17 protein-coding genes are annotated in these 12,782 nt (G+C 39.8%); 16 read left to right on the plus strand and 1 reads right to left on the minus strand.

What is annotated here, in order from left to right:
• Window positions 1-26: 26 nt before the first annotated feature.
• The 9 genes from POV27_RS07565 to POV27_RS07605 all read left to right on the plus strand — a co-directional run bounded on the left by POV27_RS07565 (window position 27) and on the right by POV27_RS07605 (window position 7,736).
• Window positions 27-494 carry a hypothetical protein gene (locus POV27_RS07565; protein ID WP_272862143.1) on the plus strand — a complete coding sequence of 156 codons (468 nt, stop codon included), beginning with the start codon at window positions 27-29 and terminating at the stop codon, window positions 492-494.
• Between the two features lie 109 nt (window positions 495-603).
• On the plus strand, window positions 604-1,566 hold the full coding sequence (locus POV27_RS07570) for a CE1 family esterase (RefSeq protein WP_272862144.1): 963 nt from the start codon (window positions 604-606) through the stop codon (window positions 1,564-1,566).
• A gap of 96 nt (window positions 1,567-1,662) precedes the next feature.
• Window positions 1,663-1,986 (plus strand): hypothetical protein, encoded by a 324-nt coding sequence (locus tag POV27_RS07575; protein WP_272862145.1) that lies wholly within the window; start codon window positions 1,663-1,665, stop codon window positions 1,984-1,986.
• A gap of 21 nt (window positions 1,987-2,007) precedes the next feature.
• Window positions 2,008-3,486, plus strand: coding sequence for a serine hydrolase domain-containing protein (locus POV27_RS07580; protein WP_272862146.1), 1,479 nt, complete (start codon window positions 2,008-2,010; stop codon window positions 3,484-3,486).
• A gap of 310 nt (window positions 3,487-3,796) precedes the next feature.
• A complete protein-coding gene (locus tag POV27_RS07585) occupies window positions 3,797-4,384 on the plus strand; it encodes a hypothetical protein (protein ID WP_272862147.1) in 588 nt (195 codons plus the stop codon).
• Window positions 4,371-4,715 carry a hypothetical protein gene (locus POV27_RS07590; protein ID WP_272862148.1) on the plus strand — a complete coding sequence of 115 codons (345 nt, stop codon included), beginning with the start codon at window positions 4,371-4,373 and terminating at the stop codon, window positions 4,713-4,715. The genes POV27_RS07585 and POV27_RS07590 overlap by 14 nt, the downstream gene beginning before the upstream one ends.
• A gap of 168 nt (window positions 4,716-4,883) precedes the next feature.
• Entirely contained in the window at window positions 4,884-5,369 is a 486-nt protein-coding gene (locus tag POV27_RS07595; RefSeq protein ID WP_272862149.1) for an RNA polymerase sigma factor, read from the plus strand.
• Window positions 5,347-6,351 (plus strand): hypothetical protein, encoded by a 1,005-nt coding sequence (locus POV27_RS07600; protein WP_272862150.1) that lies wholly within the window; start codon window positions 5,347-5,349, stop codon window positions 6,349-6,351. The genes POV27_RS07595 and POV27_RS07600 overlap by 23 nt, the downstream gene beginning before the upstream one ends.
• A gap of 68 nt (window positions 6,352-6,419) precedes the next feature.
• Window positions 6,420-7,736: a S41 family peptidase gene (locus tag POV27_RS07605; RefSeq protein WP_272862151.1), complete on the plus strand. Its 1,317-nt coding sequence runs from the start codon at window positions 6,420-6,422 to the stop codon at window positions 7,734-7,736.
• Window positions 7,737-7,761: 25 nt separating this feature from the next.
• Here POV27_RS07605 and POV27_RS07610 read toward each other — a convergent pair whose 3' ends face one another.
• A complete protein-coding gene (locus tag POV27_RS07610; RefSeq protein ID WP_272862152.1) occupies window positions 7,762-8,292 on the minus strand; it encodes a SixA phosphatase family protein in 531 nt (176 codons plus the stop codon).
• Between the two features lie 208 nt (window positions 8,293-8,500).
• On the opposite strand from POV27_RS07610, the gene POV27_RS07615 reads away from it, so the two are divergent.
• The 7 genes from POV27_RS07615 to POV27_RS07645 all read left to right on the plus strand — a co-directional run bounded on the left by POV27_RS07615 (window position 8,501) and on the right by POV27_RS07645 (window position 12,703).
• A complete protein-coding gene (locus POV27_RS07615; protein ID WP_272862153.1) occupies window positions 8,501-8,956 on the plus strand; it encodes a hypothetical protein in 456 nt (151 codons plus the stop codon).
• 44 nt (window positions 8,957-9,000) lie between these two features.
• A complete protein-coding gene (locus tag POV27_RS07620; protein ID WP_272862154.1) occupies window positions 9,001-9,525 on the plus strand; it encodes a hypothetical protein in 525 nt (174 codons plus the stop codon).
• Window positions 9,526-10,008 carry a GNAT family N-acetyltransferase gene (locus tag POV27_RS07625; protein ID WP_272862155.1) on the plus strand — a complete coding sequence of 161 codons (483 nt, stop codon included), beginning with the start codon at window positions 9,526-9,528 and terminating at the stop codon, window positions 10,006-10,008.
• Window positions 10,009-10,156: 148 nt separating this feature from the next.
• Window positions 10,157-10,408, plus strand: a complete 252-nt coding sequence (locus tag POV27_RS07630; protein ID WP_272862156.1) for a hypothetical protein — start codon at window positions 10,157-10,159, stop codon at window positions 10,406-10,408.
• A gap of 120 nt (window positions 10,409-10,528) precedes the next feature.
• Complete coding sequence (locus tag POV27_RS07635; RefSeq protein WP_272862157.1) at window positions 10,529-11,365, plus strand: T9SS type A sorting domain-containing protein; 837 nt, start codon at window positions 10,529-10,531, stop codon at window positions 11,363-11,365.
• A 2-nt stretch (window positions 11,366-11,367) separates the two neighbouring features.
• Window positions 11,368-11,871 carry a hypothetical protein gene (locus POV27_RS07640; protein ID WP_272862158.1) on the plus strand — a complete coding sequence of 168 codons (504 nt, stop codon included), beginning with the start codon at window positions 11,368-11,370 and terminating at the stop codon, window positions 11,869-11,871.
• Window positions 11,872-11,875: 4 nt separating this feature from the next.
• Window positions 11,876-12,703, plus strand: coding sequence for an aldo/keto reductase (locus POV27_RS07645; RefSeq protein ID WP_272862159.1), 828 nt, complete (start codon window positions 11,876-11,878; stop codon window positions 12,701-12,703).
• The last annotated feature ends 79 nt before the right edge of the window (window positions 12,704-12,782 follow it).

The following is a 12,782-nucleotide window of genomic DNA, read 5'->3' on the forward strand; positions in this document are numbered from 1 at the left end:
TAGTAGTATGGCTAGAACTATCAATTATGAAGACTTACTTGCTGCTATTCGTTGCTTTTTTCGCTCAATCATACGTGTATTCCCAAAAGATTGATTCCTTGAAAATGTTTATGGATAATGATTGGAGCACGTATTTCCGTTGGTTCGATAGCGATACGGTTGTTTTAAAATCAATTCCGAAAATCGATACGGTCTATACGGGTCTTACCCGAAAGGAAATGATGCGAAAAAAACGAAGGAATTTCCTTGGTGAGCGTATTAGCTTTCCCGAGGGAAAACTGAAATATTCATATACGATGTATTGCCCTGTAGGGGAGCGCTATAAAAAGGTGAATTCCATCGAATTAGTTGATAACCACGTCATCGTAGATTTTCAATCAAAACGATGGCCATGGCGAGACCATGAATGGGTTTTTTCTAAAGTGAAATTTCGAATCTTCAGATGGACACCCGATCATATCATCCTTATCAAGAGATCCCAAGTAACAAAATGAAAGAACAAACAGTATTCCTGATTATTCATAGATGTTGGACAGGAAATCTTAGAATTCAAGCCCCCAATACCGATTTGATTATATTTGATAATAGCACAAACTAGCAATAATGATGAAAAAAACACTGTTCGTCTGCTTTACTGCTTTGTTAGGGTTGGGATTGCTTTCCATGACCCCAACCTTGGCCGAAGAAAACAATCCAAAGGATTTAATACTAAAAAAATTGACTTGGCAGGATCGTGAGCGTACCTATTGGTTACATCTTCCACCGGAAGATAAAATGACAGGCGCTCTACCTGTACTTTTCCATCTTCATGGAGGTGGTGGAACTGGAAAGGGTACTCCCGGGCTTACGTATAGAAGATTCAATAAAATTGCCGACCGTGAAGGTTTTATTGTGGTCTATCCCGATGCTATCGCCAAAAATTGGAACGATGGCCGTACCGAAAATCTAAAGCCAGAGAATAGGGACGTGGACGATGTCGGCTTTATTGTAGAAATCATCAATCAGCTCAAAAGCGAGTATAGTATCGATGCTACGAAGATCTTTTCGACGGGAATGTCCAATGGCGGATTCATGACCTCACGATTGTTATGCGATCGTTCCGATCTTTTTCGAGGGGGAGCCATCCTTACCGCTTCCATTTCTGAAGCTTACTTGCCCAAGTGTGATCCGGCAACACCTGTAGCCGTTTTGGTAATGAATGGAACCGATGATCCCTTAGTGCCTTACGAAGGAGGTGATATCCGTCTATTCAAAAGAGGAAAAAGCCGAGGGAAGATCATTTCCAATGACGATTACTTGGAATTCTGGCAACAAAAGAATGCCTGTACTGGAATTGAGTCCGATGTTGTATTACCGGATAAGAAAAGGAGGGACGGTACGACAGTGCATGTTAGGACCTATAGTAACTGTGTCTCAGGCGGGGCTTTGAAATTCTATAAAATAGTGGGTGGAGGCCATACCTGGCCAGGAGGTAAACAATACTTGGGCAAAAGGATTATAGGCAATACCAGCAGGGAAATCAATGCCTGTGATGAGATATGGGAATTCTTTAGTTCGCTGGATTAAATTGATGAATCTCCCTAATAACTTTCTAAACCCAATAATATCGATGCATTTATTTTATAACTTAGCTACTGTTCGTATTCACAAAACGTTGCATAAATGATCGCATTAAAATCTATTCCCGATCCATCTTACTTCGAATTGAATCGATTGGCCGACTACGAAGCCTATTTCTTCGTGTTCATAGCCATCCTTTTGATTCTTGTTTTTTTCAAAATGAAAACAAAGGGAAGATCCCAAGCGAATCAGGTTTCCCCTTCAAGTATCGATAACAGCTTCGAATATGAGAGCAGGGATGTGCTTATGCAACCCAAGAAACAGGTAGATGAGTTTGAGGTTCCGTTCAAGAATTTCTCCTTGCACGGATTTTATATTGCCTTTGGCATCGTATTCATCATAACATTCTGTTCGCTGTATTCGTAACCCCACCAACCAACCTAATTAATGAAATCCATCCTAACCTTAAGTATTCTTCTTTTCTTAGTTTCCAGTTGTTCAGAAAAGAGTAAGGATACGGTCGATCCCTCGAAGCAATTCACCAAAGAACTTCAGGAGTTAAAAGAATATTTTCAAATCCCAGGTCTTGCAGTGGCTGTAGAACAGGAGGGAAGCTTTGTGTATGAAGAATACTTTGGTGTTTCAGATCTAGAGAAACAAACCCAGTTAGAAGCTACCACTGTATTCCCCATAGCTTCCATTACCAAGGTATTTTCTGGGGTTCTTATCATGAAGCTTGTTGAGGAAGGAAAACTTTCGCTTGACGAACCTGTTAATACATACCTACCAAAACCTTTGCTTGAAGATTCCGTTCTTGTAAAACACGTGCTATCGCATACTTCGCAAGGTAAGGTAGGAGAGGAGTTTTATTATAGTTCCAGATTTGGGCTTTTAACCCAAGTGATTGAAATGGCATCCGGAAAGTCATTTGCAGATGCCATGAACGATGAAATCTTAGCACCCTTAGCACTTAAAAACACCTTTTTGTTGAAGGATTCTACACAGCTTGCCGAGAAAAACAAGGTGATTGCAAAACCGTATTTCTTAGACAATGGGGTTGAAAATGGTTTTATCGACTATGGTTATTCTGCTTCCGCTGGGGTTGTTTCCAATCTTAGCGATTTGAGTCTCTTCAATCGGGCCTTGGATAATAACACACTTCTTTCTCAGCCATCCAAAGACGCTATGTTCTCCTCCTTTGGAGCTGGATTGCCTTATGGTTACGGGATTTTTAGTCAGGAATTTCAAGGTTTGCAGATCGTGTGGGCGTATGGGCAATATGATTGTCATTCGAGTTTGCTTTTAAAAATACCTGAAAAGAACATTACCGTAATTGCACTTGCCAATAATAACCTTATGAGCGATCCTGCTCGGTTGATTTATGGAGATGTTACTTCCTCAATGTTTGCCATGAGTTTTCTGAAAAACTATGTGTTGGGCTACACGGAAATGAAGTTGTTCGAAGCTACGGATGCGGTGGATATTACTGAAGTTTCCAATAAAGAATTTTGCAGGAAGAAACTATTGGCCCAAGCATTGGCCGAATCGTTCATGGCCAGATTTGATGCAACCAAAATGCAGTCCAGTGCAAAACTGCTGAATACTGTATTTACCGCGTCCCCAGATTATTTACAATACGCCGATTTAAATCTACTCCATACTCTTACCTTTTTAAAAAGTGTGGCTTTCTACCGGGATCTTGGCGAATTCAATGAATTCGATACACATATAGAAGCCATAGGAGAGAAGCTCCTTCACGAAACACCTAACAATCCCTATGTACATTCCTACATGGGTACTTATTATGATCGGAAAGGGAATGTAGAAAAGGCCAGATACCATTTCGAAAGCATTGTTAATGCCCATAATTTTTCAAGAAATTGGTACACCCAAGAAGCTGAAAACTGGTTGAATGAAAATAAATAGTCTTTATTTGTGTAGAACGCTTGGGATACTGTATTAAGAGAAGTTCCTAAAGGTTGGCTATATATAGCAATAAGAAGCAGGCAACAATTATGAAAGCATAGTGACCAAAGAGAAACATTTATATCGAATTTTATTTCTTGGATCCGTTTTTATATTGATCCTCAATGATCTGTATCTTAAATATGAGTTTCATAATTTTTTAACTGGAAAGTTATCAGACTTTGCAGGACTATTCGCCTTTCCCTACTTCTTCAGTTGTCTATTTCCGAAAAGGGCAAAGCCGATTTATATTGTTACTGGAGTTTTGTTCGTGATTTGGAAATCGGAATTTTCACAGCCCTTTTTCAACCTTGCACATTCGTATGGAATCGGAATTAACCGAACGGTCGACTATTCAGACCTGGCTTCCTTGGTTATGCTTCCCTTGTCCTTTAACTATTGGAAAACAGAGGTAAAACAAATACTGAAACCCCATAGGGTTTTAAAACCTATCATTATCATGGTTTGTTGTGTGGCTTTTGTAGCGACTTCCTACCCTAAGCACTACGAGGAATTGGCAATGAATTCTGAATTTATAAAGATCGTATCTTCTGATTATCAATCTGCAAAAAGAAAGTTGCATATATATAATGATGCTATTTATAACAGAATTTATTATAGAATAGAATTTCCAGAAAAGATGGCTCACATTTCAACATTGATACAAGTAGATTCGATCGATGAAAGAAATACAAGGATTGTCCTTGATAGTATTTTGGGGTTCTCGGTAGCGAGTAAAGGATCTTTATTTAGGGTGAGATACGATGAAGAAACCATCGAGTTTATCCGAAGTCTAAGCAAAGAAGATATCGAAAAACTGTTTTCAAAACAGATACAGGAAGAATTTGGAACTGAGTAAGATATTCAATTACATACGCGATTTCGATCTCGATACGCTCGGTATTTCCGGTGGTGAAGTTTTAATAGGTCTCGTGATCCTATTGATCCTTGTGGCTATTATCAAATTCTTGATTTCAAAACTTCCAGACCCTTCAAATACAAAAGCAAGTAAGACTTTTTCTATTGTACTCAAATCGGTGATCTACCTCCTTTTCGCCTTATTTGTGCTGAAATCGATACTTACCAAAGACTATCTTTTGCTCATTGCGATTGTACTGGCTCTGTTAATCCCTAGTTTTAATCGAATTGTAAAAGCCTACGACAAATGGGTAGACAAAACCTTGGGATGAAATAAATCCCAGAGTATGGTGAGACCATGAATGAGTTTCTTCTAAGGTAAAATTTCAAATCCTTAATTGGTCACCAGAAAGGATAGTCCTTAAAAAGTAGATTTTAATTCTTTTTTAAAAGTGTCAGGTTTTGTGGAAGTTGCTGTTATATATATACATTAGCAATGTATGCCACTTAAGCGGACGATTTTAGAATGTAAGGAATTATTGTATCGGCTAGCTCTACAAATGCTTCATAACCAACATGATGCAGAAGATGCTGTTTCCGATTTTTACATCAAGGTTTTAGAGAAGAAAGACCAATTTTCCAAGTACGATAATTTGAAGGGTGCTCTTATTAGAAGCATGAAAAATCACTGTATTAACCTTCTTAAATCGAAGAAACGCCTTCTACCACTAGAAGAGATACCTTCAGAAATAACCGATGCTACCAATCCTATTTTTTCTGACGATAAAAGATTGGCATTGGTTCAAACGATCATCAATGAACTTTCAGAAAAGCAACGTATTATGATCCACCTTCGAATGATCGAAGGTTATTCCATGAAGCAAATTGCCGAAATCATGGAAGAAAAAGTGAATACAGTAGAAGTAAACATCTCCAGAGCGAGAAAAAGAATTAGAACGGAATATGAAAACAGGAGATCTAAATAGCATTAAAGACTTGCTGGGCAAGTACGATTTAGGAAAAACTTCCTTGGAAGAGGAACGTGTCTTGATCGAATATTTCGAATCTGAGGAGATTCCCTCTGAATTGCTCAGTTACCAAGCGGAATTCAATTACTATTCAGCTTTCAAAAACATACAGTTCACAGGATCCTTACCGGAAAATCTGGGAACTGAAGGGAGTTCCTTTTTCAAAAAAATAGGACAGTTCTTTTCAAAATGGTACGTGTTATCTGCTTTAATACTTCTTCCGAGTTCCGTAATCCTTTTCACGTATCTGAATCGCACAGTGGAGGAAGTTCCCAACGTTCATCAAGAAGAGGATAAAACAAACGTTCCTATTTCAATTATAAAAACCGATTCAACAACACAACAAAAAATAGTACCGCAACCTAAAGACACCTTCCAAATTTCAGAAACCAAAACTGCTCCCAAGAAAATAACGGTCCAGCCCTCAAATGATTTGGTCGTTAATGAAATAGATAATGTTGTAGCTGCGTCTCAGGAAAAGGATTCTACAGAGATTCATTCGCAATCCATAGATACTGGGGTCGCAAAGGATTCAACACGACCCGAGGATACTTTGGTCTCCAAAGATCCCATAACAACCGAAGGTAAAGGTATAACAAAACAGAAGGGCCTAGTGGTCTCCAGCGAATATGGACCGGTTACCTTTAATCTTTCGGAAAAATCAACCTCTGGACAATTAACCATGATTTCGCATTCGGCAAGGCAGGCGGGCATAGAGTATATCTATGTGGTTGATAGGCACAGGAGGAAAATCCATGAATTGAATATTGTAATGATCATTAAAAGTACCGGAGAGCGTTCGCAACTTTGGATAACTGTTCCCAAAAAGGGCAGCTTTTCAGAAGTTCTAAGCTGGACGGTCGATGAAAACGGTAATGCTGTGTCTTTGGGCCCCAATAAAATTGATCATAAGGTCAAAGCCATACATCCTCTCGACTAAAAATTCTTTTAGCTGTCAGTTTTTCGATGCCTTTGTTGTCTTATTAGTACAATCAAAAAACCAAAGACATGAAAAAAATCCTAATTTCTGTAGTGATACTCTTTCATTTAATGTCCTGTGCGCAGGTAAACGTAACCACCCAAGTAAGCGAGGGGCAGGCAAAGAAATGGAGAAGTGACCTTGTTAAAATGCATAACGAGTTAAAGGAACGTCATGTGGACATTTATCATACGGTTTCCGAAGAATCTTTAGACAGTGCCGTGAATCTACTATATGAGGACATTCCTCAATTAAGTACCAGTCAAATCCTTGTAAGGATAGCGCAAATAGTAGCCATGATAGGGGATGGACATACTTCTTTCTATCCATCTTGGCAGAAAAAGAAGGAATTTCATGTCTATCCCATAAAGTTTTGGTCCTTTTCCGATGGAATATACGTTACCTCTACTACCGAAGATTACAAAGAGTTTCTGGGTAAGAAATTGATGGGAATAGACCGCACACCGATTGACGAAGTATTCGATAAGATTAGTACCATTGTAGGTGCCGATAATGATATGGAGTATGTTTACAGTGTCCCTTTTGGCATTCCGTGGGCAGAATTACTGTATGTGCTGGGTATCGCAGATTCTCATGAAAAGGCAGAATTCCATTTCGAAAACGGCAGTACTACACTACTTCCCTTGACGTTCAAGAAATGGAGGAACGCAGAATATATTACTGCCAATACAATGTATCCCAATGGGAAATCTCCAAGCCAAAGGGTGGAAGCATTGTTCGCTACACCTCTTATAGTAGATTCCCTCAAGTTTAAAAAACGCCCACGCTATTATTGGTATAAACATCTAGAGGAAGAAAACGCCATATTTTTTCAATACAATGTTTGCTGGGATCAGAAAGATCGCCCATCATTTGCTACCATGATGGATAATATGTTCAGAGAACTGGAGGAGACAAATACAGAAAGGCTCATTATCGATCTAAGGCAAAACACCGGTGGGGAACCTATGATCGCTCAACCGCTTATTGATGCACTTAAAGAACGGAAGGCTTATGTGGATGAAGGCAGGGTATTCGTATTAGTAAGCCGACGCACTTTTTCTGCGGCTTTGACCAATGCGGTTCATTTACGCAAAGTGGGTGCCCGAACGGTTGGGGAAGCTCCTCGGGGCAAACCAAATAACCCAAGTGAAGGGAGGGACATCGACCTAAAATCGACCAAAATATGGCTAACCGTTTCTACACAATTTGTAGAACGCGATCCCGATCTGGGCGATCAGGACTACTTACCCATAGATATTAAATACGACATGCCTTTTGATGACTTTCGAAACGCTCGGGATGGAGCGTTTCACAAAGCGATGAAAGCCGAATTGTTCAACTGATAATCAGCTTACTTGAGGTTTTGAATCATGGCGTATCTGCCCCGTATTCCATTTTTATAAGCTGATCATTGATTTTGGCATTAAGAATGGCTATGTACAAATGATCGTATTCATCTTCGGGAATATCGGCGGGTTGTGGGGAGAACCCGAGCGCACCAATGGTTTGAGGAACCGTATTGCTGTGTCCCACGACCAAAATGCGTTTACCTTTATGGGTGGTTGTGATGTCTTCGGCGAGTTGCGGAATATCGAAAGCATCATACTCCAGCACCGTAAGCCCTAGTTCCGTAGCCAATGGATTGGCAGTTTGCTGTGTTCTATTGAATTGCGAGGCGTAGATGATATCGATATCGGCTTCATCCAATATACGGCTAAGCTCGTCGGCTCGTATCTCGCCCGTTGCGTTAATCGCATCAGAACTTCCTGCTCTATCGGCATGACGCACTAGAAACACGGTGGTCGGATCGGTAGTAATATAGCAGCACAACCACCATATAACGATGGGAATTATAATAATGATTGGGAAAATAATCTTATAGAATCGAGCTCTTTCCATGATGGTTTGTTTTTAAGTTGTTTGCAAGATAGTTGCTTTATCCTTCTGAAAGCAAGAGGCTTTCAATGGATTGTTCCTAGGGTTTTTCCCTAGGATCATCAATTTTTCAAGAATTGCAAGTAACCATGTCTTTACCAGCCGCTCTTGAAATGTGTTTTAGCTATATTTGATTGAATTAACAATGGCAATGTCATAGATAGAAATGGGAATGAGAACCACCCTTTATGGGTACATTGAGGAAATGGATTTTTGGAAAGATCCAATCAAGACGGAGGTACAGAATCACAATGCTCGGGTGATAGAATCTTTGAACGTAGATGACGAATGGCCTCCGTTATCTAGGGAGATGTTTTCCATAACGAGAAACTCCAAGGATGAAGTGTATAGGCCTAATCTGGAGTATTCCGGCAGAATTATTCATTTTGGTGCAAATTTGAAATCGGTCGAGCATGAATTAGATGAGTGGGTTGAAAAATTTGAAGTATTACTTTCAAGGTTGCTTTGGATAGAATCGAAAGTACACTTCCAAACCGAGTACTGCGAGCTTCAGACCTTACAATGGAATGTAGGCTTGAATGCCTATAATGTGCGAAACGATGGAAAATTCCCAGATGCCGTTCAGAAATCCCTTTGGGAATTTAAATCAACCTGGGAAAATACCTAAACAACAATTCCGATACTTAATCACCTGCACTTAGTTGCTCAAATATGATCAAAAAGTCCATTCTATTTCTTCTGATATTAATTTCAACTTTTTGTTATTCCCAAGAAGCAGAAGAGCAGACGGAAACCCAATTGGATGTTGCCTTCGCTCCCGGTCTTATTTATCAAGGAAACTTCTTTGCCGATTTAAATATTTTGATTGGAGAGGTAACCGTAGATTTGGATTCCAAGATACCGATAGTAGGTATTAAAGGGTTTAGAATTGGAATGGAGTCCAATTTTAGGGACAATGAAAACTTTACCATAGCCCCTAAAATAGGGTATGAAATATCTCCCATGCTTTATACTTTGCGATTGTCGGCATTGAATTACTTTCAAAATGGGAATTCAGAATTCCGAATACTACCCGAAATAGGTCTTAGTTTGGGAGGATGGGGACTTTTAACCTATGGATATGGAATCGCTTTTAACGACGGAAACCTAAACAATGTCAGCAATCACAGGGTTTCTTTGAGTTTTAACCTTAACAAGAGACTAAGAAAAGGAACCTTTGAATTATTGAAGAGATAAATGAACATTGAATTCATAAGACTTACGGAAGTTGAAAAATCAGACATCATGGAGTTGATGAACGATCCCTTGGTTCGACGGCAAATGCCGTTGCTACAAGGCGATTTCACAAAAGACAATTGCGAGGCGTTTGTGGCTGCGAAAGAACAACTTTGGGCGGAACATGGTTATGGGCCGTGGGCTTTTATGATAAAAGATCAATTTGCGGGTTGGGGAGGACTGCAGCCCGAAGATGGGGAAGTAGACTTGGCCTTGGTATTGCATCCCGATCATTGGGGTACTGGCAAGATGCTGTATAGGGAGATCATTCGGAGGGCCTTCGAAGAAATGGGACTACCTTCGGTTACCGTGTTGTTTCCTCCATCCAGAACACGGATTAAAGGCTTTCTACGCCTCGGATTCAAAGAGGACAAGGAAATAATGGTAGGGAAGGAACTGTTTATTCGATATCGCTTGGAAAATCCTGTAAAGAATGAAAACTAGATCGAAAGCCATGAACCTTACAAGCAGGCTACCCAATAAGCTGAAATCAGCAATGAAGAGATTACCGCTATTCCTCATCCCTCTTTTATTCATGGGCTGATGGCAAGATGCATATTATCTGAGCGATGACAACGATGATAAAAAGTATTTGGCCAACTACATTGATCAAGTTAAAAAGGAAGGAAAAATTGGAAGTAAGCCTTTATTAGTATTGAATGGTGAAATGATCACCTACGATGCTCTAAAAAAATGCGACCTTGTATTGTTTCGAAAGGACATTGATTCCGTTCAGGGAATATTTCAAAAAGAAGACGAAGGAGCACTGCATATTTATGGCGAAGCGGGAAGAAATGGAGTCCTTCTCATTGCGGTAAAAAAGCACAAAATGGTATGCGATTGATCGGGCGGCACAAGTCTTAATTTGATTTTAGTACTTTGTTTTTCAGATTTCTAGAGCTGTCTTTTTTCTAGGTATTTGTTTTTTTCTTACCTTAATTACCCAACTAAAAAACACAATGCTATGAAAAATTTTATGCTACTGCTATGCTTATTGTTATCGGTAAGCCTAGCAAACGCCCAGACCACGATCGATGCCTGGGGCGAATTTTACTTTGGTGACTTACAGGGCTGGACGAACACCGATGGAGGTACTGAATTGCTTACCTCAGAGACCTTTCCACCCGATCCGACCGGATATATGATGCAAAAAATATGCGATGGATCTACCTCTGCCGTTGGCGAAATGGCCGTGGTTAAGATACAGGACGAACCCGGTAGTGTCAATATCTGTGGAGGGATAGATTGTTTTGCGGGCTTTGAGTTCCATCTAAACAATATCAACAGTTTCGACATCCACCTTGTGGTAGGATTTAAAGATGTCAATGGAAATAGGGTAACCTATCCAGATAACACTATTGTGGTTCCGGCACTTTCAGATTTTTGGTATTATTCTTTCGGTTTTGCACCTCCTTATTATGTGGATGGGACTTTCGATTTCACTCAAATCACCGAAGTGAAGGTATTCCATTCTTTGGATGCCACTTCATACGACGGTGAAATTTTAGAGGGTACGCTTCAAATTGAGGCCATATATCCCATACTTCTTTTGGGGACGGAAGATAACATGCTTCAAACGGCAACCCTATCACCAAACCCAGCCAGTGATCGAGTGGCTATAGAGGCCATGACCCAGCTATCCAGTTATCGTATGTATGACCTTTCCGGTAAATTAGTTAATGAAGGAACTATTAACGACCTAACCTATGTGATCGATCTAAGTCATTTTAAGAGTGGAATGTATTTTGTGGAGATTACATTCGATATGGGCAAAGAAGTTCATAGGATCGTAAGGGAGTAAATTTGAAACAACTACTTGTAATTATATCATTCTTTATTGGATGTGTAATATTTGGACAGGAAAATAAAACTGACTCCATCGACCATAAGGTTCGATCTATTGAGTCCAATGTTGCTTTAACCGAATCGAAATTTGATTGGGTTGAGCTTACGGGCATAGCAACGGATGGAGGAGGAATTCTGAAGGTTTGGAAGGAAGAAGATCAGATGTATAAAATATACGAGGAAATAGGTCTTTCTTACGGCCGAATCGCCACCACCATATATTTGGATAACGGAATACCTATCAAGATCATCGAAACAGAAGAGAATTTTGAAAGGACAAGTAATGGCCTTAATTACAAAGTATTGGACGAGGTTTTTAAGGCTGTTATTTATGTGGTCGATTGGGATAACGACGAAAGTAAAGTTGAAAAAGAAGGAGAAAGAGTAATGAGTGAGGGCAATTGCTCCACTTTTGAGTATGAACCCATTGTTGAACGCGCAAAAAAAGCCACAACAGAATAATACTATGCACCACTCAATAGATCAACTCTTTACTTTAAATAACGGTATAATTATGCCTTCTTTGGGCCTTGGAGTTCTTTTTGCCCAAAACGACGGAGAAGTTGAAAATGCAGTGATTTCAGCTTTAGAAGCTGGGTATCGTAAGATTGATACTGCCTCGGCGTATCAGAACGAAGAAGGAGTGGGAAGAGGCATAACAAAAAGTGGTATCGACAGAAAAGATATCTTTCTTACCACCAAAGTTTGGAACAGTGAACAAGGCTATGACAATACTTTAAGGGCTTTTGACCAAAGTTTGGAGCGTCTTCAGACAGATTATATAGATCTATACTTAATACATTGGCCGGTAAAAGACAAATACAAGGAAACCTATAAGGCCATGCAACAATTGTATGCCGAAGGTAGGGCTAGAGCCATAGGTGTTTGCAATTTTAGTATAGAACAATTAGAGGATTTAATGGCACATTCGGATATTGTTCCGGCACTCAACCAAGTGGAAATGCACCCACACCTAAGTCAATATAAGTTAAAGGAATTCACGGATCGAAATAACATTCAACTCGAAGCTTGGCGCCCCATTATGATGGGGGAAGTACTGGATATTACAGAGTTAGTGGACATTGGAAAGTTGCATGGGAAATCGGCCGTACAAGTGGCCCTACGTTGGTTGATACAGCGAGGGGTGTCTGTGATCCCTAAATCCGTAAATCCTGAAAGAATCTTAGCAAATGCTAAAGTATATGATTTTGTATTAACTCCAGATCAGATGGAAATCATCCATTCATTAAATCAAGACCGACATCTGGGAGAGGATTTATCTCATGTGGAATAAAAAATTGTGATTTGGGCGGTCGCCTTTAACAATTTATAAAGAAGGTTGTGATTTATCTTTGAGTGTAACCAACCCCTTG

The organism is Aureisphaera galaxeae (assembly GCF_028561275.1).
GTDB classification, from domain to species: domain Bacteria; phylum Bacteroidota; class Bacteroidia; order Flavobacteriales; family Flavobacteriaceae; genus Aureisphaera; species Aureisphaera galaxeae.